Here is a 21,819-nt window from a genome sequence, read left to right on the forward strand (position 1 = left end):
CCTCATGTTTCGCGCTGTTGCTGTGAAACGCGGGCATGAAATAGCCGGCCACCGGGGCCGGCTCCTTTGCTTCGTCATCGAGCTCAGGGCAGGGTGAACAGGACCTTGACCGAGTCATTGACGGCCGCGCTGTCGACGTAGCCGATGGCATCGGCTTCGGCCGCGACCCTGGCTACTACTGCGGCGTCATCGGCGACGCTCGGCAGCGGCTGGCCCTTGCCGGTGAAGATCAGGCCCGACCAATAGGACTTGAGCTGCGACTCGTTCTTGCTGGTCACGCCGGCGTAGAAGGCTTCCTTGGCCGGGTTCCAGCCTGCCTGGTCGACGCCCTTCAAGGACTTGTCCTTGCCCAGGAAGATGTTGGCGACCTCGGACTGTGACGGTGCCTTGGCTGCGCCGGGATTGACGATCACGGCGACCTCGGCCTGAGCCAGCGAAGCCAGGCCGAACAGCGCGGCAGCGCCGAGAATGCGAATGGATGCTTTCATCGGGACGCTCCTCAGAATACGAAATCGACGCCGACGGAAACGATGTCACCGTCGTAGTTGCGGGCCGGGGCAATCCCGACGGCGTTGTCGAAGACCTCTTGAGCGCTACGGGTGAACACGCCGTCATAGCCGTTCTTGGTATCGACGCGCTTGTACTCGCCCTTCACCACCACGGTCGGTGCGGCCTGGTAGTTCAGGCCAGGGTCCAGGAGCTCTGACGGCCACCGTTGTCGTCCAGCTGTGCGTAGGTGACATGCGGCAGGAAATCGCCGAAACGACGGCCGCCCATCAGGTAGAAGGAGTCGATCGCTTCCATGTCATCGTTCTCGATCATGCGCGAGGTCCACTCGTTGCTGCTGACCCAGGTGCCGTTGTCGTACTGGTAGCCGATCGAAGTGAACTTGCCTTTTTCCTTGTCCAGATCCAGCAGGCTGAGGGTTCGCATCGTGCCGCCGCCAACATCCACCGTGCCGCTGATATCGGTGGTGATATCCGCCTCGACATAACCGATGCGCAGCATGCCGAAATCGTTGGTGGCCAGGCTGACGCTGGCGCCGAACAGGTTGCCGTAGTCGATATCGAACTGCTCGTCGTAGGCGTAGTAGTCGCGGTTCTTTGCCTGACCGCCGGCGACCTGGAAGGTCACCGAGCCGTACGACAGCGGCACGGTGTAGACCGCATCGACGCCTTCGTAGTTGGTCACCTGGACCTGGCTGTAGACCTCGTCGGGCAGGCGCAGCCAGGGGTAGCTGTAGCCGACGTCGAGGCTTTCGGAATACATGTACACCGGGCTGCGCAGGCGGCCGGCGCGGAGCATCAGCTGGTCGTTGGCCTGCAGCGACAGGTAGGCCCATTCCAGGTTGGCTTTCCACTCGTCCTGTTGCGCCTTGGCCGTGGCCTGAACAGTCACCCCCAGGGTGTCGGTGATGCCGTAGCTCAGCTGCGCGCCGAACTTGGACAGCTGATCGCCGCGCCAGGAGTCGTTGGTCTGGCCCTGGATGCCGTAGCTGCGACCGTCATCTTCGCCGCTGAGGTGGGTGAAACCGACGGTACCGAAACCGTTGAAGCGATGTTCACCCTGTTCGAGGGCGAAGGCAGGGGTGACGGCCAGGCAGACAGCTGCCAGACCGGCGACACGAAGTGCAGTCATTGGATGCTCCAGAAAATCGTTAAACACGGAATTGGCCCGTAGCCGCGCGCAGGTGGTCTCCGGTACTCACCAGTTGCTCGCCAAGGCGGGCGGTGGCTTCGGCGCCGTTTGCGGTTGCTTGTGCGTCCTGCTGCAACACTTGAGTTTCTTGTCTGATGGAACTCGACAGGCCGATCTGCTCCTGGGTGAACTGGGCGATGCCGGCGTTGAGTTCGTCGATCTGGTTGATCGTGCCGGCGATGGCTTCCAGCAGCTGAGTGGCCTCGATGGAGCGCTCGATGCTGGCGCGGGACTTCTCGCCATTGCTGGTCATCACGTTGAGCACGGTGTTGGCGCTGTTCTGCAGGCGCTGGATGATCTGCTGGATCTCGGCGGTGGACGCCGCGGTCTTCTGCGCCAGATTGCGCACCTCGTCTGCGACGACCGCAAAGCCGCGGCCCTGCTCGCCGGCGCGGGCGGCTTCGATGGCGGCGTTGAGTGCCAGCAGGTTGGTCTGTTCGGCGATGCTGCGGATGACGGTCAGCACCGAGCCGACTTCCTGGGTTTCTTCCTCCAGTTGTTCCATGGCCTTGACCGCGCCCATCACGCTGTCGCCCAGGTCACTGATGCCGGTCGACAGGCTGCCGACGTGCTCGCGCGCAGTGGCCGCCTGCCGCGCCGCAGAGTTGGCTTCATCGGATGCCTGCTGCGAGCGCTGCGCGACTTCCTGAATGCTGCCGGTCATGGTGAGGATGTCGCGGGTTATCGAATCGGTGTGGTGCTGCTGCGATTTGGCGTTCTCTTCCGAACCCTGGGTGAGCTTGTACAGCTCCTTGGAAACCTCGCCCAGCGGGTTGGCGGCCTCGATGATCTGGCGGATGGTGCGCTGCAGCTTGTCGAGGAAGCTGTTGAACAGCTCGATCATCGCGCCGATCTCATCGTTGGACTCGACGTTGACGCGCTGGGTCAGATCGCCGTCGCCGCGGGCGATCGACTGCAGCGAGGTGATCACGCCGCGGATATTGACCATCACGCTGCGGATCACCAGCCAGGCGCCGAGGCTGACCAGCACCACCAGTACCAGACTGAGAATGATGCCCAGGCGGGTGGTCGCCGCGTTGGCTTCGCGGGTCTGCACCAGGGTCTGCTGGAAATCGTCGTAGGCCTGGGCGCGGAAGTCGCTGCCGAGCTTCTGCGCCTGCGCCAGATCACTGGCCATACGATCCAGGCTGGGTCGCAGGTCGTCGAACGAGGCGCTGCCGTCGATCAACTTGGTCGACGCGGCGAGTGCATTGTCGGCGTAGTCGCGCACCGCCTTGCGCCAGTCGCTCAATGCCTGATGCTGCTGACGCTGCTCGCTCAACAGCGACGCCAGGGCCTGCTGCTGGCTGTCGATCTGCTGCAGGACCTCGCGCGCTTCGTCGAGAATGCCCGGCTCACCCGCCGCCACTGCGTTGTTCAGCAACGCCGGCACGCGGGAAAACTGGAAGATCACCGCGTCGGCTTTTTCCAGGGTCGGATAGCTGCGGGTCTCCAGCAGGACCAGCCGTGAGTCGGTTGCCGAGAGCTGTAACGAGGTGTAGACCACATACAGCACGAGTCCGACCAGGGCGACGGCGGGTACCAGGGAAAGCTTGGCGGTCAGCGAGAGGTTCTTCAGCATGCATCGAACTCCAGTGCAGGGGCTACGGGTACTACGAAGAGCACGTTGATGGCCAAATGCCAGTTTCTGGGGAAATGGTGACCGAAAACCGCATTCGGGTCACGTTATCGGTTGTAACAGGGTTAACTTGAGGGCCGCCGGGCGGATTGCGGGCATAAAAAAACCGCCCCGAAGGGCGGTTCCTGTGCAGCTCGGACGCGGGTTACAGGCCGTTTTTGGCCTTGAACTCGCGGCGACGGCGGTGCAGTACCGGCTCGGTGTAGCCATTGGGCTGCTTGGTGCCTTCGAGGACCAGCTCCAGGGCAGCCTGGAAGGCCACGCTGTTGTCGAAGTCCGGCGCCATCGGGCGGTACAGCGGGTCGCCCTGGTTCTGACGATCGACCACCGGCGCCATGCGCTTGAGGCTTTCGATCACCTGATCCTTGGTCACCACGCCATGGCGCATCCAGTTGGCCACGTGCTGGCTGGAGATGCGCAGGGTGGCGCGGTCTTCCATCAGCGCGATGTCGTTGATGTCCGGAACCTTGGAGCAGCCGACGCCCTGTTCGACCCAGCGAACCATGTAGCCGAGGATGCCCTGCGAGTTGTTGTCCAGCTCGTTCTGCTTCTCTTCCTCGCTCCAGTTGGTGTCTTGCGCCAGCGGGATGGTGAGGATGTCGTCGATCGATGCCTTCTCGCGCTTGGCCAGTTCGGCCTGACGCGCCTGCACGTCGACCTTGTGGTAGTGCATGGCGTGCAGGGTCGCGGCGGTCGGCGACGGGACCCAGGCGGTGTTGGCACCGGCCAGCGGATGGCCGACCTTCTGCTCGAGCATCGCAGCCATCAGGTCAGGCATGGCCCACATGCCCTTGCCGATCTGCGCGCGGCCCTTGAGGCCACAGGCCAGACCGACGTCGACGTTGTTGTTCTCGTAGGCGCTGATCCACTTCTCGCCCTTCATCGCCGCCTTGCGCACCATCGGGCCGGCTTCCATGGAGGTGTGGATTTCGTCGCCGGTGCGGTCGAGGAAACCGGTATTGATGAACACCACGCGCTCGCGCGCTTCCTTGATGCACGCCTTGAGGTTGATCGTGGTGCGACGCTCCTCGTCCATGATGCCCATCTTCAGCGTGTTGCGCGCCAGGCCGAGGACGTCCTCGACGCGGCCGAACAGTTCGCTGGCGAAGGCCACTTCTTCCGGACCGTGCATCTTCGGCTTGACGATGTACATCGAGCCGGTGCGGGTGTTCTTGCGGGTGGTGTTGCCCTTGAGGTTGTGCACCGCGATCAGGCTGGTGAACAGGCCGTCCATGATGCCTTCGGGCACTTCGTTGCCGTCCTTGTCGAGGATGGCGTCGTTGGTCATCAGGTGGCCGACGTTACGGATGAACAGCAGCGAGCGGCCATGCAAAGTCAGCTCGCCCTGGCCGTCGGCCTTGGTGTAGACGCGGTCCGGGTTCATCGCGCGGGTGATGCGCTTGCCGCCCTTTTCCAGCTCCTCGACCAGGTCGCCTTTCATCAGGCCGAGCCAGTTGCGATAGACGATGGTCTTGTCGTCGGCGTCGACGGCGGCGATGGAGTCTTCGCAGTCCATGATGGTGGTCAGCGCCGATTCCATCAGGATGTCCTTCACGCCGGCCGCGTCGGTCTGGCCGATCGGGCTGGTCGGGTCGATCTGGATCTCGAAGTGAATGCCGTTGTTCTTCAGCAGCACGGCGATCGGTGCGCTGGCTTCGCCCTGGAAGCCCTGCAGCTGGGCCGGGTTCTTCAGGCCGGTGGTGCTGCCGTCCTTCAGCGAAACGACCAGCTTGCCGCCTTCGATGCGGTAGCCGGTGGAATCGACGTGGGAGCCGGTTGCCAGCGGTGCGGCTTCATTGAGGAAGTTGCGCGCGTAGGCGATGACCTTGTTGCCGCGGATCTCGTTGTAGCCCGGGCCCTTGGTGGCGCCGTCCGCTTCGGAGATGGCGTCGGTGCCGTACAGGGCGTCGTACAGCGAACCCCAGCGGGCGTTGGCGGCGTTCAGGGCGAAGCGCGCGTTCATGATCGGCACTACCAGCTGCGGGCCGGCCATGCGGGCGATTTCTTCGTCGACGTTCTCGGTGGTGGCCTGGAAGTCTTCGGCTTCCGGCAGCAGGTAGCCGATTTCTTGCAGGAAGGCTTTGTACGCCACGGCATCGTGGGCCTGACCGGCGCGAGCCTGGTGCCAGGCATCAATCTGCGCCTGCAGCTCGTCACGCTTGGCCAGCAGCGCGCGGTTCTTCGGCGCCAGGTCGTGGATGACGCTGTCGGCGCCGGCCCAGAAGGCGGCGGCATCGACGCCGGTACCGGGAATCGCTTCGTTGTTCACGAAGTCGTACAGGACTTTGGCGACCTGCAGGCCACCGACTTGAACGCGCTCAGTCATTACTCGCCTCACTTGGTTCTTCTAATTCGACGGACAGTTTCGTGTCTTGTAGTCCGAGTCGCCGGATACTACATGAAGCGCCGGGGAAAATCAGTCCGCCGAAAGAGCCGGTCTTTCGCCCTGGCAGCCCTGTGTGGCGATGACGCGGGGCTGTCGTCGAGACGAGTGCCTTGCTATACCTAATGGGCCTTCGCTACCGCGTTGGCGCTTTCCCAGCACAGGAGCCGTCCATGGATCACCTCGTTCTTACTGTTATCGCCGAAGATCAGCCCGGTTTGGTCGAACGACTGGCAAAGTGCATCGCCGATCACGGCGGCAACTGGCTGGAGAGCCGGATGTCGCGGATGGCCGGACAGTTCGCCGGCATCCTGCGCGTGGCCGTGCCGCAGCAGGCGCATGCCGAGCTGACCGCCGCGTTGCAGGGGCTTGAGGCGCAGGGCATTCGCGTCCTGCTGGCGCACAGCGGCACGGAGCCAGCGGCGAGCTGGCAGGAAATTCAGCTGGAGCTGGTCGGCAACGACCGCCCGGGCATTGTCCGCGACATTACCCATCTGCTGGCCACACACGGCGTCAACCTGGAAAGCCTGGATACCGAGGTGCTGCCGGCGCCGATGAGCAGCGAGCTGCTGTTCCGTGCCGAAGTGCGTCTGGCCGTGCCGAGCGAGCTGTCGCTGGAGGTCCTGCAACAGCGTCTGGAAGCCCTGGCCGATGACCTGATGGTCGAACTCAAGCTGCAGCCGACAGAGAAATCCTAGCCCGCATTTCTCACAGCCCTGCGCATTGGGCCGTTTTGACGGACGCAGGTCGTCGCAGGTGGCGCAGGCTGCCGACAGCGCTGATTTCGGGCAAGCGCCTGCGAGCGCGCTTGAACAAGGCGCTTGCGGCAGGGTGGACGGGGTGTGATGTGGAGGGGGACGGTGGGTGTGCGGCTGTCAGCGCGCCGCGGCGCTCAAGACATCGAAGGCGTGATCGAACACCTCCTGCTGCGGGAAGGCCGAACTCATGGCCACTTTGACCCGGCGCACGCTCACGGTGATGACCGCGCCGATCTTGAGCAGCTTCAGGCGGATGCTACCGGCCGTGGCCTGGGCCAGTTCGGTCCCCGACAGCGCCAGCCTGCGCAGGCTTTCGAGCAGCACGTAGGCGAACGAGGACAGCCACAGCCGCAGCTGGTTGCTGCGCAGCGTCGCGGTGGAGGTGCGGTCGGCGAACAGGTCGAGCTGACACTCCTTGATGCGGTTCTCCATCTCGCCGCGCGCGCAGTAGAGATCCTCATACAGCGCCTTGTCCGGCCAGTCCCCGACCGCAAGCGTGGTCACCACGAAGCGTGGGTTGGTCTTGCCCGGCAAGGCCTCGGCCTTGGCCACCACCCGGCGCTCGGCGCTCCAGCTTTTCCTCGTGCGGTAGTGCAGTTCCTGGAACACCCGTGCCGGGACTCCCGTCGCTTCGCACTGCGCCTGGGCCTGCCGCAGGCTCGGGCCGATGGCCCGGGTCAGGCGCGCGTTGCGCGCCAGTCCGAAGACATAATCGACCGACTGTGCTTCGCACCAAGTCATCAGGTCATCCCGGCAGAACCCCGAGTCGGCGCGCAGCACGATGCGCGTGTCTGGCCAGCGGGCGCGAATCTGCTTGACGATGCGTTGCACCTCTTCCAGCGCCCCGGCGGCGCCATCGACGTTGGCCGGGCGCAACTTGGCGCACAGCAGGTGACGGCCGCAGAAGATGTACAGCGGCAGGTAACAGTAACCCCCGTAGTAGCCGTGAAAGAACCGGCCCTCCTGCTGCCCATGCAGCGGATCGTCGGTGGCATCCAGATCCAGGATGATCTCCTCTGGCGGCCTGCGGTGGGCGTCCAGAAACAGATCGACGAACAGATCCTCGATCATGCCGGCCTGCGGCCGGATCTTGTGATAGCGCGAACTGCCCTGCGCCTGGAAGCGCTCCAGCCGGTTGAGCGTGCTCTTGCCGGCCAAGGGCGCACAGCGCGCACGTCCGGACTGCAGCTTGCCGATCACCGCGCCCAGCAGCGGGTCGTGGCGCAGTTGCTCGTGATCGTTGAGATCCTCGTAGCCCAGCGCGATGCCCATCACCCGCTGCGCCACCAGCGTGCGCAGCGGAAACTCCACCGCCTCGGGCATCCGATCGTCCTGGAAACAGCCGGCCAGGCGATCGAACAACCCCACCGCTTCATCGGTTTGTTTGAGCAGCAACGCGCCGCCATCCGAACTCACCCGACCGCCATCAAATCCGGCTACCACCGCGCGCCGCCCCACCCCTGAAAACGTGTACTGCTTCGGATTACACTGTGTCTGCATCGGGCCGCTCTCCGTTGTCGCGCTAAATCGTTCTTTGCACAACAATTTTCGCGCATCCGACGGCCCGGTGCATCTCTTCCTGTGAGAAATGCGGGCTAGTCGTTCGCCGGCATTTTCAGCCGGCGCTTTTGCGCATGATGCGCCAGGCGTCCAGGCTGTACACCGCAAGCCCGGCCCAGATGCAGAAGAAGGCCAATTGTCGATCGACCGGGAACGGCTCGCCGAACAACTGCACGGCGAGGATCAGCAGCAGCGTCGGCGTCAGGTACTGCAAAAATCCGAGCGTCGAATACGGCAGGTGGCGCGCGGCGGCGTTGAAGCCGAGCAGCGGGATCAGCGTCACCGGGCCTGCGGCCATCAGCCAGAGCGCGTCGCTGCTGGTCCAGAACGCAGGTTCCGTACTCGTGCCGCTGCTGAACCAGAACAGCCAGACCAGCGCTACCGGCAACAACATCCAGGTTTCCACCACCAGCCCGGGCAACGCGGCCACCGGTGCCAGCTTGCGTAGCAGACCGTAGCTGCCGAAGCTCAGCGCCAGCACGATGGAAATCCACGGGAATTCGCCGAGCATCAGCAGCTGCAGGCTGACACCGACGGTGGCCATCGCCACCGCCAGCCACTGCAGCGGGCGCAGCCGCTCGCGCAGCACGATCATGCCGAGCAGCACGTTGACCAGCGGATTGATGTAGTAGCCCAGGCTGGCTTCGACCATCCGGTCGTGGTTCACCGCCCAGACGTAGATCAGCCAGTTGGCGGCGATCAGCACGCTGGAGATGCCGAGCACGCCAAGCCGTCGCGGGTGCGCGAGCAGTTCGCGCCACCAGCCGGGGTGACGCCAGACCAGCAGCACCAGCGAGCCGAACACTGCCGACCAGATCACCCGCTGGGTAACGATCTCCAGCGCGCCGTACTGCTCGAGTGCCTTGAAGTAGAGCGGGAACATGCCCCAGATGCTGAACGTGGCCAGCCCCAGCAGATAACCCTTGCGCAGATTGGCGGTAGCCATGACGTCCTTCGACGAGCAGCGGAGAGCCGGCCATTTTGCGCCTTTGTCCGGAGGAGAGAAAGATTAGGCGGCTAACGTAAAGCCACGGCGCGACCAGCTGCGCCGATCCGACGGATGAGGGAACGCGCGAAGGCTCGCTCCGTCTCATCTGCATCGCCAATCGAAACGGCGTCGCGTTCAGGCGACGTGCGTACGGAGGTCGCAATGCGCTTGCAGAATCAGGTGGCTCTGGTCACCGGCAGTACTCACGGCATCGGCCTCGGCATCGCCGTGCGCCTGGCCGAGGAGGGGGCCGACGTGGTCATCAACGGTCGCGAGGAAGATGACGAGGCCCGTGCGAGCCTCGAGCAAGTACGCGCCGTGGGGCGGCGGGTCTGCTTCATCGCCGCGGACGTCAGCCAGGTCGAGCAATGCCAGCGGCTGGTGCGCGAGAGCGTCGAGCGCATGGGCCGCCTGGATATCCTGGTGAACAACGCCGGTGTGCAGGCGCACGCCGCATTTCTCGACGCCGAGGAGGACGACTACGACCGGGTACTCGAGGTCAACCTGCGCGGGCCGTTCTTCCTCGCCCAGGCCTTTGCCCGCTATCTGCGCGAGCAGGGCCGTGGCGGGCGCATCATCAACAATAGCTCGGTGCACGAAGAGCTGCCGCACCCCAACTTCACCGCCTACTGCGCGAGCAAGGGCGGGCTGAAGATGCTCATGCGCAATATCGCCATCGAGCTTGCGCCACTCGGCATCACCGTTAATAACGTGGCGCCAGGTGCGGTGGAAACGCCGATCAACCGCGAACTGATGAACCAGCCGGAGAAGCTTGCCAGCCTGCTGCAGAACATCCCGGCCGGGCGCCTTGGGCGGCCTCACGATGTCGCTGGGGTCGTCGCCTTTCTCGCCTCACCGGATGCCGAATACATCACCGGGACTACCCTGGTGGTCGATGGCGGCCTGCTATGGAATTACAGCGAACAATGACCAGTAGCCAGTCGTACAAGCCGTTCAGCCATGACGTCAGCGCCATCTCGCTGGCCGATACCCTAAGCCCCGCCGATCGCTATCAGGAGCTGTTCGTCGCAGTGCAGATGCAGCGCATCTTTCCCGACAGCAAGACCTTCGTCGACTGCGCGCCGCGGCGCCATCCCGAAGTCATCCTCGAGGCATACCGCGCCCGCTGCAATGAGCCCGGCTTCGATCTCGGCGCCTTCGTCCACGAGCACTTCAGCCTTTACGAGATGCCGGTCAGGGAATTCGTCGCCAACCCCGACGACAGCCTGGCCGAACACATCGACCGGCTCTGGCCGGTGCTCACCCGGCAGCCGCAGGACCATCCCGAGCATTCCTCGCTGCTGCCGCTGCCGCACCCGTACGTGGTGCCAGGCGGGCGCTTCACCGAGCTGTATTACTGGGATTCCTACTTCACCATGCTCGGTCTGGACGAGAGCGGGCACTGCGACCTGCTGCGCTCGATGGCGGACAACTTCGCCTACCTGATCGACACCTACGGCCATGTGCCCAATGGCAACCGCACCTACTACCTCGGCCGCTCGCAGCCGCCGGTGTTCGCCCTGATGACCGAGCTGTTCGAGGAAAACGGCGTGCACCGGGCCAGCGATTACCTGCCGCAGCTGCACAAGGAATATGCCTTCTGGATGGAGGGTGCCGATGCGCTGCGCCCCGGTGAGCGGCACCGGCGCTGCGTCTGCCTGGCCGACGGCGTGGTGCTCAACCGTTACTGGGACGAGCGCGATACGCCGCGCGAGGAGTCCTATCGCGAAGACGTCGAGACCGCCCGCGCCAGTTGCCGGCCGCGGCACGAGGTCTACCGTGACCTGCGCGCCGGTGCCGAATCGGGCTGGGACTTCAGCTCGCGCTGGCTGGACGATGCGCACCGGCTGGCGACCATCCGCACCACCAGCATCCTGCCCATCGACCTCAATGCGTTGCTCTACAAGCTCGAGCGGCAGATCGCCGAGCTGTCGGCGGTGAAGGGCCAGCAGGCCTGTGCCGAGAATTTTGCCCGGCGCGCCGAAATTCGCCTGGCAGCGATCGACCACTTCCTGTGGAATCCGCGCGCCGGCGCCTACTTCGACTATGACTGGCGGCGCGGCCGGCAGCGCGACAACCTCACCGCCGCGACCCTGGCGCCGCTGTTCGTGCGCATGGCCAATGCCGAGCAGGCGGCAGCGGTCGCGGCAACCGTGCGCGCCCGCCTGCTGGCCCCGGGCGGGCTGGCCACCACCGAGATCAGCGGCAGCGGCGAGCAATGGGATCGCCCCAACGGCTGGGCGCCGTTGCAGTGGATCGCCATTCGCGGCCTGCAGCACTACGGCCATGACGCGCTGGCGCTGGATATCGAGGAGCGCTGGCTGACCATCGTCAGCCACCTGTTCGAGCGCGAGAACAAGCTGGTGGAAAAATACGTGCTGCGCCCGTGCACCGAGCACGCCAAAGGCGGCGAGTATCCGCTACAGGACGGCTTCGGCTGGACCAACGGCGTCACGCGCAAGCTCATGCAGCAGGACCCCAGCCATCAGGCCAACCGCTGCCGGGCCGGGCACTGTCGCCCGCCGCCCTAGGACATCTGGCGCGATGGTTGCGCGCAATCTCCCTACAAATGCAATGGATCAATAGTTATCGTACAACTGCTGGGCTATGATGACGGTTGCTTCCGCTTCTCAGAGATCGCCGTCCATGGATAACCAGAGCGCCCAGCCACGCGCCCGTCGCAAACACCGCAGCCTCGCCCAGGAGCTGGTCGCCGAACTGTCGCAGCAGATCCGCGACGGCATGTTGAAGCGCGGCGACAAGCTGCCGACCGAGTCCGCCATCATGCAGACGCAGGGTGTGAGTCGCACGGTGGTGCGCGAGGCGATCTCGCGCCTGCAGGCCTCGGGGCTGGTGGAAACGCGGCACGGCATCGGCACCTTCGTGCTGGATACGCCGAGCACCACCGGGCTGCGCATCGACCCGGCGACCATCGGCACCCTGCGCGACCTGCTGGCGATTCTGGAATTGCGCATCAGCCTGGAAGTGGAATCGGCCGGGCTGGCTGCGCAGCGTCGCTCGCCCGAGCAACTGGCCGCGATGCGCGCCTTTCTCGATCAGCTCAACCAGAGCGCGGCGCACTCCAGCGATGCGGTGTCATCGGATTTCCAGTTCCATCTGCAGATCGCCGAAGCCACCGGCAACCGCTACTTCACCGACATCATGAGCCATCTGGGCACCACGCTGATCCCGCGCAGCCGGGTCAATTCCGCGCGGCTGGCCCATGACGATCAGCAGCATTACCAGGCGCGCCTGGGCCGCGAGCACGAGCAGATCTACGAGGCCATCGAGCGCCAGGACCCGGAATCCGCGCGGGCGGCCATGCGGCTGCACCTGACAAACAGCCGCGAGCGGCTGCGCCAGGCCCACGAAAGCGCCGAAGCGGAAGTGCTGCAGAACTGATCGCCGCCCCGGCGCAGCTAGCGCCGGGTACGTCGACAGCCCTAGCGGCGGTAGGCCAGCAGGACGATACCGCCGACCACGATCAGGCCGCCGAGCACTTGCATGGCCCCGAGTACCTGCCCGAGGATCAGCCAGCCGAGCACCATGCCGGCCACCGGCTCCATGTTCATCACCGGCGCATTGCGCGCGATGTTCAGCCGCGGCATGCAGATGAACAGCGTCGAGAACGCCGCGCCGTAAAGCAGCACCAGGCAGGCGAGGGCGATCCAGCCGGCAGTTGCATTGGGCAGGCCCAGACCACCCGGAATCAGGTCGCTGGCGCCGAGCAGCGCGGAGGCGGTAAATACCACGATCAGCGTCAGCATGCTGCGCACCGAGCCGGCCATGCTCGACAGCTTGTGCTCGGTGACCCACAGCGCCACCGCAAACACCGCGGCGGCGGTCAGGCTGAACAGGATCCCGGCGGTCCATTGTTCATCCGTCGCCTCGTTACTCATCAGGCGCGCGGGTACATCCAGCACCAGCACCAGGCCGAACAGGATCAGGCCCATGATCGCCAGCGCCACGCGGGTCGGCCGCGGCCCGCCCACTGCCCAGGTGAGCAACGCCAGGAGGATCGGTGACAGGTTCACCACTAGCAGCGCCAGCGCCACCGGAATGCGCGCCACCGCCGAATAGATGCAGAAGCTCTGCACCGCGATCAGCAGACCCAGGAGGATCTGCCAGCGCCAGGTGGCCGGGCTCAGGCGCAGCGATTCGCGACGCCAGAACACCAGCGCGGCCAGCACCAGCAGGGTCACCCCAGCGCGGCATAGCATGGCCAGCAGCAGGCCGGTGCCGTGATCGAAGGCGATCCGCGCGGCGATGTGGTTGGCCGCGAACGAACAGGCCAGCGTGGCCAGGACCAGTACAGCGATGTGGCGTGGAAACGGCGTGGCTAACATGGCAGGGCGATACGTCCTTAAACGAGGCGCTGCCCACAAGGCGGCTTTGCTTGGGCGAGTATCTCGGCAAACGATGCAGCGAAGCAGGCAGTGTGTGAGATCTTGCGAGCTAGAGCCCTACAAGGCAAAAACAGGCGAGGAAGCGGAGTTTACTTTTGTAAATGAGCATTCCGAGCCTGTTTTTAACGCAGGAGGGCCGACGCGCAGCAGATCGTGAGCTGGATCAGAGCACTACGCTCGGCAGCCACAGCGAAATCATCGGGATATAGGTCACTGCCATCAGCACGGCGAACAGCGCGGCGTAGAACGGCAGCAGCGCCTTCACCGTGTTCTCGATGGTGACCTTGCCGATGGCGGCACCGACGAAGAGTACCGCACCGACCGGCGGGGTTATCAGTCCGATCCCCAGGTTGACCAGCATGATCATGCCGAAGTGCACCGGGTCGACGCCGAACGACGTCACCACCGGCAGCAGGATCGGCGTGAGGATCAGGATCAGCGGCGCCATGTCCATCAGCGTGCCCAGCACCAGCAGCATCAGGTTGACGCACATGAGGATCACGTAGCGGTTGTCGGACAGGGTCAGGAACGCGGTGGTGATCTTCGACGGGATCTGCATCAACGTCATGATGTAGCCGAAGCTGGCGGCGAAGGCGATCAGGATCATCACGATGGAAAGCGTGCGCACCGTGCGGTGCAGCATCTTCGGGAGCTCGCGCCACTTGTAGTCGCGGTAGATGAACATGGTGACGAAGAAGGCCCAGACCACCGCCACCGCGGCGGACTCGGTCGCGGTGAACACGCCGGAGAGAATGCCGCCGAGGATGATCACCATGGTCATCAGGCCCCAGAGCGCCTCGACGCAGATCTTCAGCGCCTGGCGCAGCGGCACCACTTCGCCCTTGGGGTAGTTGCGCTTGCGGGCGAACAGCAGGCAGAGCGCGGCCATGGCGGTGCTGAGCAGCAGGCCCGGGCCGATGCCGGCGACGAACAGCGCGGAGATCGACACGGTGCCGCCGGCCGCCAGCGAGTAGATCACCGAGTTGTGGCTGGGGGGGGTCAAGAGTGCCTGCACCGAACCGGAGATGGTCACCGCGGTGGAGAACCCCCGCGGGTAGCCCTTCTTTTCCATTTCCGGGATCAGCACCGAGCCGACCGAGGCCGTGTCCGCCAGGGACGAGCCAGAGATGGCGCCGAAAAAGGTCGAGGCGGTGATATTGACCAGTGACAGGCCGCCGCGGACGAAGCCGACCAGCACCCCGGCGAAGGCGACGAGGCGACGAGGCGGCGGGCCATGCCGCCTTCGGCCATGATCGCGCCGGCTAGGACGAAGAACGGAATGGCCAGCAGGGAGAATTTGTTCACGCCGCCGGCGATCTGGATCATCACGGCGTGCAGTGGAATATCGATCCACCAGGCACCGACCAGAGTGGCCAGGCCGAGGGAGTAGGCTACCGGAACGCGTAGCAGGATAAGGACGATGAAGCTGCCCAACAGGACGACGGCATCCATTACACGGACTCCTTGGACTCTTCGCGGGCTTCGTAGTCGACGACACGGCGCTTGCTCTGGTCGCCGTACAGCAGTTGCTCGATGACGAACAGCAGGGTGATGAAGCCGCCCAGTGGAATCGGCGCATAGCTGAAACCGACGCGCATCCAGGGCAAGGTGCTCAGGTACTGGTTCCAGGTGGCAACGCACAGCTTGTAGCCCCAGATCAGCATGAACAGGCTGATGGCCGCCATGGCCAGGCGCACGAACAGGATGATGAAGGGCTGGGCCAGCGGCGGCAGGCGATCGCTGAGCACCTGTACGGCCATGTGCGCGCCGGCGCGGTAGCTGGCGGCGGCGCCGACGAAGGTGAACAGCACCATCAGCAGGATGGCGATGGGCTCGGGCCAGCCGAGGCCCTGGCCCAGGGCGTAACGGCTGAACACGCCCCAGGGGATGATCGTCGCCATGATCACGATCGCCGTGGCCGCGACGATGACGCAGGTGCGATAGATGGCGTCATTGACGCCCAGAACCAGGTTTTTCATGAGAGTCCACCGGTTGCATCGCGACGGCTCGGGCCGCCGCGATGCGCTTGCACGAGGATTACTGAACGGCTTCGATGCGCTTGATCAGTTCGGCGTATGGCGCGCCGTACTTCTCGCGGATCGGCGCGGTGGCGTCGAAGAAGGGTTTCTTGTCGATTTCGATGAACTCGACCCCGGCTTCCTTGAGCTTGGCTTCGCTGGCGGCGGACTTCTCGTCCCACAACTTGCGCTCTTCGAACTGCGCTTCCTTGGCGAACTTCTTCACCAGGTCCTGCTGTTCGGCGCTGAGCTTGTTCCAGGTGGTCTTGGAGATCACGATCGGCTCGGGCAGGATCAGATGGCCGGTCAGGCTGTAGTACTTGGCGTTGCGGAAGTGGTTGTGCTCAAGCATGGTCGGCGGGTTGTTCTCGGCACCGTCGATCACGCCGCTCTGCAGCGCGCTGAAGATCTCGCCGGTGTCCATGGCGATACCGCTGGCGCCCAGGGCGTTGAAGGTTTCGATGAACATCGGGTTGCCGATCACGCGGATCTTCATGCCCTTGAGGTCTTCCAGGCTGCGCACCGGCTCCTTGGTGTAGAGGTTGCGCACGCCGCCATCCATCCAGGCCAGGCCGACCATGTTGAATTCGGAATTGGTGATCTTGTCGAGGATCTCCTGGCCGATGTCGCCATCGATGACCTTGCGCATGTGTTCATGGTCGCGGAACACGAACGGCATGTTGAACACGTTGACGTCCGGGACCACCGGTCCGAGGGTGCCGAGGCTGACGCGGGTCATCTGTACCGCGCCGAGCTGCACCTGCTCGACCACTTCCTTTTCCGAGCCGAGAACACCGCCGGCGAACATGCGGTAATCCAGTTCGCCCTTGGTGGCTTCGGCGATCTTCTTGCCCATGTTCTCCTGCGCGACCACCGTGGGGTAGCCGGCCGGGTGGATCTCGGCAATCTTCAGCGTCATGGCATGTGCCAGCCCGCTGACGCAGAAGGCGAAGGGTAGGGCAGTAACGAGCAACTTGCGTTTGAGGTTCATGACACTCTCCATCTTGTTTTTGTTGGTGTGCAGCGTTGCGAGAAGCGAGGTTGGGCACGCAGCGGCCCTTCCCTGGTGAGTCAGTTGAAAGCGGGTTCCTCCAGCCCGGTGACGCCTGGGTTCAGGGCGAAGACGCCACCGGCCAGCGGCTGGTCGCTCAGATCGCCGCCGGGGCGGATCGAGGTGACGAACAGGGTGTCCAGGCGCGCGCCGCCGAAAGCACACATGGTCGGTTTCTTCACAGGCACGGCGAGCAAACGGTCCAGGCGGCCATCGGGCGTGAATCGGTGGATCAAGCCGGCATCGTTGCCGCATATCCAGTAACAGCCATCGGCATCCACCGCGGCGCCGTCGGGTCGGCCGGGGTGATCGAGCATGTCGACGAACAGGCGCCGGCCAGTCGGCGTGCCGCTGTCCGTGTCGTAATCGAAGGACCAGATCTTCTGCACGCTGGGGTGCGAATCGGACAGGTACATGGTTCGTCCGTCAGGGCTGAAGGCCAGGCCGTTGGACACGATGAAACCGTCGAGCTGCGGCCGCAGTGGTGCATCGTTGGCATCGTCATCCAGCCGGTAGAGCGCGCCGACTGGATGCCCGGCGGCCATGTCCAGCGCCATGCTGCCGGCCCAGAAACGGCCCTGGCGATCACAGCGGCCATCGTTCATGCGCATATCGGCCAACTGGTGCTCGATGGCCGCCAGCGCGTGGCTGTCGAGTCGGCCGTCCGGGCGCGTCTGCAGGGCGAAGAAGCCGCTCTCCATGCCGGCCACCCAGCCATCGCCGCGGCGCGCGATGCAGGCCAGCATCTGCTCGCCCTGCCAGCGGGAAACCTGGCCGTCGGCAGCGTTCCAGCGCAGCAGTTCGCGATTGGGGATGTCGACCCAATACAGCGCCTGTTCGGCGGCGACCCAGACCGGGCTTTCGCCGGTGGCGCAGCGCAGGTCGGCGATGAGTTCAGCTTCACTGGCCATTGCGTTTCTCTTTGTTGTTGTAGGCGGGCGAAGGTGATCGATCAGTCGAAGGGGCCAGCCGCGACGAAGGCGCCGCCCTGGTAGATCCCGGCCGGGTCGTCGGCGCTGTACGGCGGTTGCTGCTCGACCTTGTCGCGGAACGCTTCGGAGCTGTCCTGCGCTTGGAAGCCCAGGTGCGCCGCCAGATGGTTGTCCCACCACACGTCACGGTTGGCGGACATGCCGTAGACCACGGTATGGCCGACCGCTGGCGTGAACAGCGCGCAGCGCATCAGCTCGGTGAGGTCGCGGAAACTGAGCCAGGTACTCATCATCCTGCGGTTGGCCGGTTCGGGAAACGAGGAGCCGATGCGGATGCTGACGGTCTCGATGCCGTAGCGATCGTGGTAGAAATTCGCCATGTCCTCGCCGTAGGACTTGGACAGGCCGTAGTAGCCGTCAGGGCGCCGTGGTGTGTGGGCGTCCAGGGTTTCGGTCTGTGGGTAGAAGCCGATCACATGGTTGGAGCTGGCGAAGACCACGCGCTTGATGCCGTGCAGGCGCGCCGCTTCGTAGATGTGGAAGGTGCCACGGATATTGGCGTCGAGGATTTCCTCGAACGGCCGCTCGACGGAGACACCGCCGAAGTGGGCGATGGCGTCGACACCTTCGCACAGGGCATGCACGGCCGCCTTGTCGGCGAGGTCGCAGGGCACGACTTCCTCGTGTTCACCGGCTGCCGGAGTCATCGGCGCGATATCGGACAGTCGGAGGATGCGGGCGTAGGGCTGCAGCTTTTCGCGTAAGACCTTACCAAGGCCGCCTGCCGCTCCGGTGAGCAGAAGACGGCCAAGCGTGGGATTGGGAGCGGTAGTCATCGGGGGTGCCTGTCGTTATTGTTCTTGAAGTCATCTGTTGTCATATGACATGTGTCAAATATCAGCATCTAGACGCATGAATGTCAACACGCTTAAAGTCGTATTTGATGACATATGTTGCTTCTCAGCGTCACTTCCTTTGTGTTGTCCAAGCTAAAGCGCTGCGACAGAGGGCTCCAGAGGAGCGGCGCCCGAGATTGATAGAAGCGGGGCGCTGCCAGCAATATTTTCGATAGTTGTATGATGACTGCTCGAAAATGGAGTGCGTAACGAGGTCGGTGCGTGGTCAGCACAATGCCGAAGCGCTGCTGGTGCACACCGTAATGACTGCTATGGAGGCTGCCGAACCCGGTGTCCTGAGCGGCCGCGATTGGCCGCTGCTGTTCAGAGCTGCCTGACCAGCGCCGCGGCGAGGATACCGGCGGCAATCGCTGGCAGCGGCTTCTTCAGCACCAGCATGGTCACTGCCGTGGCTAGCAGCGCCAATCGCGCGCCAGCATCACCCTGCAAGGCCATCGGCGCGACGATCGCCACCAGCACCGAGCCGGACATGGCGGTGATGAACTGGCGGACGCGGTCGCTGATGGGCACGAAGGCCATGACGAACACGCCGCCCCAGCGCGTCGCCAGGGTCACCAGTGCCATGACCAGCACCACGGTCAGCGCGCCTGCGCCCGTCGCATCAAGATTCACGCGCTTTCTCCTTCCACAGCACCCCGGTCGCGCCACCGGCGAGGGCACCCACCACCACGTGGCTGTTCTCCGGCAGGTAACGGAAGGCGAGCAGAGAGGCGCCGGCGGCAACGCTCCAGATCACCAGTATGCGCAGGTTCTTTTCGCCGCCCACCACCATGGCCAGCAGAAAGCAGCCCATCACCATGTCCAGCCCCAGGCGCTTCGGGTCGCTGACCGCACTGCCGAAATGGATGCCCAGCCAACTGCCGACCACCCAGAACGACCAGAGCGCCAGGCCGCCACCGAGCAGCAGGCCGAAGCCCGGGCGGTTGCGGTTAAAGGCCTGCATGGCCATCGCCCAGTTGGCGTCCGACGCGATCAGCATCACCCCGTAGCGCCTGCCCGGTGGCAGCTGGCGCAACCAGGGATAGAGTGTGGCGCCCATCAGCAGGTGGCGGGCGTTGATGGCAAACACCGTGACCATCAGGGTGAACAGCGGCACCTGCGTGCCCCAAAGTTCCAGCGCGGCGAACTGCGAGGCGCCGGCGAACACCAGAGCGCTCATCGCCAGGATCACCGAATCGTCCAGCCCGGTCTGCACCGCGGCAAGGCCGAAGGCGGCGCCGAACAAGGTGACGAAGATGGAAATCGGCGCGAGCTGGCGAAAACCGGCCCAGACCATGCGCCGGTCGAAATGATGCAGCTCGCTTTCTGCGTCAGTCATGCACGAATCCTCCAGATGGCAGCGCTGGATCGATGTCATTCAACGTCCAGCCAGCCAGATTAGGGGGTGTTGCCGCGACGGAACAGCGCAGTTGGCGTCGGATCGGGCGGTACAGATTCGCGCGAGCAGTCGATTGCGCGGCAATGAAGGCTTCGGCCTCTCGACGCTGCGCCTCGCCAGTCATCACCGATGGGATGGGTGGCTATGTCCGATTCTGATTTTGCAGTGTGATGGGCTGCCGACGGCTAGAAGCTGCCGGTCGCAGCAGAAGGCTTATCTGGCTGGAATGGTGCCGAACTGGACAGATCTAGCGCCCGGAATCCAAGAATGATCTGCCGTGCTGGGGTTTTCGCCGTAATAAGATATCTGTTAATGACAGCTTATCGTATTTAAGATTCTATTAGATGACCGCTTAATATTCTTTCAAGGTTGTTTAGTGTGCGATTAGTAGTATCTTATCCTTCATAGGATGTCGCTTGGTATAACCTTATGAAAGGCTTTTTCCCTGTTCAAAGTGCCTCTCTGCTTTACCGTATAGGCCTTCTGGTGAAAGAGGCGCGTCTGCGCATGGGGCTGCGTCAGGCTGACCTTGCAGAGCGGGCTGGGATTTCTCTCCGAGCTGTTCGTCACATTGAGGGGGGCAAGGCTGAAGGTGTTTCGCTGCGCGACTTCATGCTCGCGTTGTTCACCGTTGGGATTTCCGACCGGGTTTTCCAGGCGCTGATCGATGACCCAGCGCTTGATCTCGACGCTTTGGAAACCAATGCGACCAAGCGCGTCAGGCTGCCGCGCAGCAACGCGGAGGACTTCTGATGTCGCGCGCTTACATCTACATGGAATGTCCGGAAACGGGTGAGACTGTGACGCTGGGCAAGCTGACCCTTGCTGGTCGCACGGGAACCTTCGTCTATGCGCCGGAGATCGTGGAAGCCAAGCGTTGGGTGCCTGATCCGATACGGTATCCGCTTTCCACTCGACCCATTCAGGTACATAAGAATGGCGGCGTTCCCGGCTTCATTGATGATGCGATGCCAGATGGCTGGGGAGAACGCCTGTTGCGCCGCACCCGAAAGGGCGAGCTCACTCCGATCCAGCTCCTGCTGTTATCTCCTAACGAAGATCGCGCCGGAAACATCATGGCTGGCGAAGATCGCACACCGAGGCCGGGAATAGGCGAAAGGCCTGTGAAAATGCTTGAAGCCAAAGGGCTCGATCATTTCATAGATATTTGCGCTGCGATCTATGACAGCCAGCTGAGCGCTGAGCAGCTGGAGGCATTAAGAATACGGGACCAGCGCTCAGCTGTTGGTGGTGCCAGGCCCAAGCGCACGTACCGCTTTGATCACAAGCTGATTCTTGCCAAGCCACGCGACAAATTTGATCACTACGACCTGCCGAAATTTGAGTATGCCTGCATGACTTTTGCGGCTACCAAGGGGATGAATGTTGCCCGGACGGCACTCCATCAAAGTGAAAAAGGCAACACGTTGCTAGTGGAGCGATTCGACCGAGAATGGTCAGCGAATGATGCAAGGTTTCGCCGCATTCCGATGATGAGTGGCTTAACTCTTCTCGATGCCGAATGGCATGTGCAGCGCAGCAACGGATGGATCTACGCGGCGCTCGCCGATGAGCTGTACCGCAGAGGCGCGCCAGATTCTGATAGGCAGGCGCTCTACAGGCGAATGGCCTACAACGCTCTGGTCGGCAACAGTGACGATCATCCTCGCAATCACGCAGTGATCTGGCAGGAAGGCGCTTGGCGCCTCTCGCCCATGTATGACGTTCTTCCCGTGCTGGGAGAGGGGCCTGCGCAGGGGCTGGCGATGGAAGTTGGTATCAACGGTACTCTCCTAAGTCGAGCCAACCTGCTTAGCCAGCATGAGCATTTTGCACTGACGAAAGATGAGGCGGCCGGCATATTGGACGAGGTCGCTTCTTGGGAGTCGGAGCTGATGGAGCACTATGCAACGCATTTGGCTGGGGCTGAGCTGGATGCAGCAGTGGACGCAACAAGCAGCGAGAGACTGCTCGCTTAGGGCGCGCTGCGAAGGCTCCGCCTGCAAGCTTGGTCCTAGACTTAGCGTCGAGCAGTGCATTCGCCACAGGCCTGAATAGCGCCAGCTCTGGTCCACCATTTGAATGTCACTC

General features: G+C 63.6%; 18 protein-coding genes and 2 pseudogenes. 6 read left to right on the top strand and 14 right to left on the bottom strand.

All coding sequences use genetic code 11. The features are described 5' to 3' along the window. Positions 1 to 83: 83 nt before the first annotated feature. The 4 genes and pseudogenes from LW136_RS01790 to LW136_RS01805 form a co-directional block, all read right to left on the bottom strand. Entirely contained in the window at positions 84 to 488 is a 405-nt protein-coding gene (locus LW136_RS01790; RefSeq protein WP_014818801.1) for a hypothetical protein, read from the bottom strand. A gap of 11 nt (positions 489 to 499) precedes the next feature. Beyond that, positions 500 to 1,638, bottom strand: a pseudogene (locus LW136_RS01795) (hypothetical protein). A 19-nt stretch (positions 1,639 to 1,657) separates the two neighbouring features. Next, complete coding sequence (locus LW136_RS01800) at positions 1,658 to 3,280, bottom strand: methyl-accepting chemotaxis protein (protein WP_102832277.1); 1,623 nt, start codon at positions 3,278 to 3,280, stop codon at positions 1,658 to 1,660. Positions 3,281 to 3,482: 202 nt separating this feature from the next. Continuing rightward, complete coding sequence (locus LW136_RS01805; protein WP_102832276.1) at positions 3,483 to 5,663, bottom strand: malate synthase G; 2,181 nt, start codon at positions 5,661 to 5,663, stop codon at positions 3,483 to 3,485. Positions 5,664 to 5,893: 230 nt separating this feature from the next. On the opposite strand from LW136_RS01805, the gene LW136_RS01810 reads away from it, so the two are divergent. After that, positions 5,894 to 6,418, top strand: a complete 525-nt coding sequence (locus tag LW136_RS01810) for a glycine cleavage system transcriptional repressor (protein ID WP_102832275.1) — start codon at positions 5,894 to 5,896, stop codon at positions 6,416 to 6,418. 177 nt (positions 6,419 to 6,595) lie between these two features. Here LW136_RS01810 and LW136_RS01815 read toward each other — a convergent pair whose 3' ends face one another. Then, positions 6,596 to 7,978 carry an IS1380 family transposase gene (locus LW136_RS01815; RefSeq protein WP_034018616.1) on the bottom strand — a complete coding sequence of 461 codons (1,383 nt, stop codon included), beginning with the start codon at positions 7,976 to 7,978 and terminating at the stop codon, positions 6,596 to 6,598. A gap of 115 nt (positions 7,979 to 8,093) precedes the next feature. Further along, a complete protein-coding gene (rarD, locus tag LW136_RS01820; protein WP_014818806.1) occupies positions 8,094 to 8,984 on the bottom strand; it encodes an EamA family transporter RarD in 891 nt (296 codons plus the stop codon). 204 nt (positions 8,985 to 9,188) lie between these two features. Between rarD and LW136_RS01825 the strand changes: the two genes are divergently transcribed. The 3 genes from LW136_RS01825 to LW136_RS01835 all read left to right on the top strand — a co-directional run bounded on the left by LW136_RS01825 (position 9,189) and on the right by LW136_RS01835 (position 12,428). Further along, positions 9,189 to 9,956 (top strand): SDR family NAD(P)-dependent oxidoreductase, encoded by a 768-nt coding sequence (locus tag LW136_RS01825; protein ID WP_044314342.1) that lies wholly within the window; start codon positions 9,189 to 9,191, stop codon positions 9,954 to 9,956. Next, the gene (gene treF / locus LW136_RS01830) at positions 9,953 to 11,557 is read left to right on the top strand and encodes an alpha,alpha-trehalase TreF (RefSeq protein WP_234174523.1); all 1,605 of its coding nucleotides are present in this window, start codon (positions 9,953 to 9,955) and stop codon (positions 11,555 to 11,557) included. The genes LW136_RS01825 and treF overlap by 4 nt, the downstream gene beginning before the upstream one ends. Positions 11,558 to 11,672: 115 nt before the next feature. Beyond that, the gene (locus tag LW136_RS01835) at positions 11,673 to 12,428 is read left to right on the top strand and encodes a FadR/GntR family transcriptional regulator (RefSeq protein ID WP_014818809.1); all 756 of its coding nucleotides are present in this window, start codon (positions 11,673 to 11,675) and stop codon (positions 12,426 to 12,428) included. A 41-nt stretch (positions 12,429 to 12,469) separates the two neighbouring features. Here the strand turns inward: LW136_RS01835 and LW136_RS01840 are convergent, their stop codons facing one another. The 8 genes and pseudogenes from LW136_RS01840 to LW136_RS01875 all read right to left on the bottom strand — a co-directional run bounded on the left by LW136_RS01840 (position 12,470) and on the right by LW136_RS01875 (position 19,668). Beyond that, complete coding sequence (locus tag LW136_RS01840) at positions 12,470 to 13,372, bottom strand: EamA family transporter (RefSeq protein WP_234174524.1); 903 nt, start codon at positions 13,370 to 13,372, stop codon at positions 12,470 to 12,472. A 223-nt stretch (positions 13,373 to 13,595) separates the two neighbouring features. Beyond that, a pseudogene (locus LW136_RS01845) lies at positions 13,596 to 14,884 on the bottom strand (TRAP transporter large permease). Continuing rightward, positions 14,884 to 15,411, bottom strand: coding sequence for a TRAP transporter small permease (locus tag LW136_RS01850; protein ID WP_041015650.1), 528 nt, complete (start codon positions 15,409 to 15,411; stop codon positions 14,884 to 14,886). Before LW136_RS01850 ends, LW136_RS01845 begins: the two are co-directional and overlap by 1 nt. A gap of 58 nt (positions 15,412 to 15,469) precedes the next feature. Then, positions 15,470 to 16,441, bottom strand: a complete 972-nt coding sequence (locus LW136_RS01855) for a TRAP transporter substrate-binding protein (protein WP_191122404.1) — start codon at positions 16,439 to 16,441, stop codon at positions 15,470 to 15,472. 80 nt (positions 16,442 to 16,521) lie between these two features. Continuing rightward, positions 16,522 to 17,412: an SMP-30/gluconolactonase/LRE family protein gene (locus LW136_RS01860; RefSeq protein WP_234174525.1), complete on the bottom strand. Its 891-nt coding sequence runs from the start codon at positions 17,410 to 17,412 to the stop codon at positions 16,522 to 16,524. 41 nt (positions 17,413 to 17,453) lie between these two features. Then, positions 17,454 to 18,269, bottom strand: a complete 816-nt coding sequence (locus LW136_RS01865) for an NAD-dependent epimerase/dehydratase family protein (RefSeq protein ID WP_234174526.1) — start codon at positions 18,267 to 18,269, stop codon at positions 17,454 to 17,456. A 384-nt stretch (positions 18,270 to 18,653) separates the two neighbouring features. Next, on the bottom strand, positions 18,654 to 18,962 hold the full coding sequence (locus LW136_RS01870) for an AzlD family protein (RefSeq protein ID WP_041015653.1): 309 nt from the start codon (positions 18,960 to 18,962) through the stop codon (positions 18,654 to 18,656). Further along, the gene (locus LW136_RS01875) at positions 18,952 to 19,668 is read right to left on the bottom strand and encodes an AzlC family ABC transporter permease (protein ID WP_234174527.1); all 717 of its coding nucleotides are present in this window, start codon (positions 19,666 to 19,668) and stop codon (positions 18,952 to 18,954) included. Before LW136_RS01875 ends, LW136_RS01870 begins: the two co-directional genes overlap by 11 nt. A gap of 489 nt (positions 19,669 to 20,157) precedes the next feature. On the opposite strand from LW136_RS01875, the gene LW136_RS01880 reads away from it, so the two are divergent. Continuing rightward, positions 20,158 to 20,481, top strand: coding sequence for a helix-turn-helix domain-containing protein (locus tag LW136_RS01880; RefSeq protein WP_102832266.1), 324 nt, complete (start codon positions 20,158 to 20,160; stop codon positions 20,479 to 20,481). Next, entirely contained in the window at positions 20,481 to 21,707 is a 1,227-nt protein-coding gene (locus tag LW136_RS01885; RefSeq protein ID WP_102832265.1) for a type II toxin-antitoxin system HipA family toxin, read from the top strand. Before LW136_RS01880 ends, LW136_RS01885 begins: the two co-directional genes overlap by 1 nt. The last annotated feature ends 112 nt before the right edge of the window (positions 21,708 to 21,819 follow it).

The sequence above is a fragment of the Stutzerimonas kunmingensis genome (genome assembly GCF_021432085.1).
Classification (GTDB): domain Bacteria; phylum Pseudomonadota; class Gammaproteobacteria; order Pseudomonadales; family Pseudomonadaceae; genus Stutzerimonas.